The 1,451-nt window shown below is 33.6% G+C and carries 2 protein-coding genes and 1 riboswitch; both genes read right to left on the reverse strand.

Annotated elements, in window-relative coordinates:
* Positions 1 to 50: 50 nt before the first annotated feature.
* A complete protein-coding gene (locus F6K13_RS32985; RefSeq protein WP_124147485.1) occupies positions 51 to 455 on the reverse strand; it encodes a DUF1636 domain-containing protein in 405 nt (134 codons plus the stop codon).
* 46 nt (positions 456 to 501) lie between these two features.
* Entirely contained in the window at positions 502 to 1,227 is a 726-nt protein-coding gene (locus F6K13_RS32990; RefSeq protein WP_240041593.1) for a HupE/UreJ family protein, read from the reverse strand.
* A riboswitch (cobalamin riboswitch) is annotated at positions 1,201 to 1,358 on the reverse strand. It overlaps the preceding gene by 27 nt.
* Positions 1,359 to 1,451 lie beyond the last annotated feature (93 nt).

Genomic DNA, 1,451 nt, shown 5'->3' on the forward strand with positions numbered 1-1,451 from the left:
GCAAAATTAATGGTTGAAGAAATACGGATATTTTTCAATGTTAATTTTGCTTAAATATCTCCATGAATTAATGGTGGAATTCTTGCTAAAACACCTTTTTTTAAGTGTTCAGGTCTTTCCGACCAAGATAATAATCCATCAGATTTAGCATCATAGAGACTGGCACATTCTAATACTGCTGCTGATACTTCTAACAACATTTCTGTTTGAGATGGTAAATCTCCAAATACATAAGTATGCTTACCAGGAGCAGCAAAAGAAATAGCACAAGAGTGACTACAAGCACTCATACATTCTATTGGTGTTATAGTAAATCTATCCCGTAAGTGCCAATTTTTATATTGTTGGGAAAGTCGATCAAGTAGTTTTTCTCCTCCACTAATACCTTGTCGTTTCCCATATTTCCAAACACTTGCACAAGTAGTACAAACAAATAGTAATTGTGGCGTAGACATTATGTTTCTTTGATAATTTGCAGGAATTTAATTTTGCTATTAACTATTAACTAAATATGGCGCTGGTGAAAAATACCATTCCAATGGCACCTATTGTCAAACCCAGGAAGCGCATTACAAGAAAGAATTTATTTTCCCAAAAATTACTTACTAATTCAGCAGATTTCATTACTAATAATGCTATTAATAACTGAATCACCGTAAAGCCTAACAAATATGCAAATAAAGGTGTCATTTCTGCACCAATAATTGCCTCTCCATAAGCATAACCGTGAAATATACCAGCAATAGCTGCAAAGATACTTAATAATTGAAGACTTAGCTTCTTTTTAAGAGCTAGCATTGCACCAAAAACAACTACTGATAGAGCGATCGCTATTTCTGTTAAAGGTAAATCAATACTGAGAAGATGGATACCCGTTCCTAATATTACTGTAGCGAGAAAAGATGCTATTATTGATATACCATTGGGGATTCCTACTGCAATTAATCCAACTGCAACTACAAAAGCCAGATGATCTATTCCAATAATTGGATGTCCTACACCAGATAGAAAACCTTCCCACAAATTACTTGGTATTTTTCCACCCATTGGATGATGAGCTATTGCCGATTCTATTGTGCTGAAAAAAATTAAAATTGCCAGCGCTAAAATTACTCTTATTCTATGCAATTGATAACTAACCCTACTTTTTGTGGGTTTGTCATGTTTGTCTTTCATCCGTACCTCGCAGATGTATTGATTATTTTTCTTGATAATGTTGGCAGGCATTCTGGCTTAATGAAATTTTAGATTTTACTAAACTCATTTCACAGTTGCGGGACAGCGTTGGATTTACACCAAACTTTCCCTCTTACTTCTAACGACTGACCCTCGCTAGAACCAACATAGTTTAAAGACTATATCACAATATTTCTCTTCTCGATCGAATTTTTTTTTATTTTTATAAATTTTTCAACATTTTCTGCTTAATACATCTTTATCAAAATCAAAAA

It is taken from the genome of Okeania sp. SIO2B9, from assembly GCF_010672505.1.
Taxonomy (GTDB): Bacteria; Cyanobacteriota; Cyanobacteriia; order Cyanobacteriales; family Microcoleaceae; genus Okeania; species Okeania hirsuta.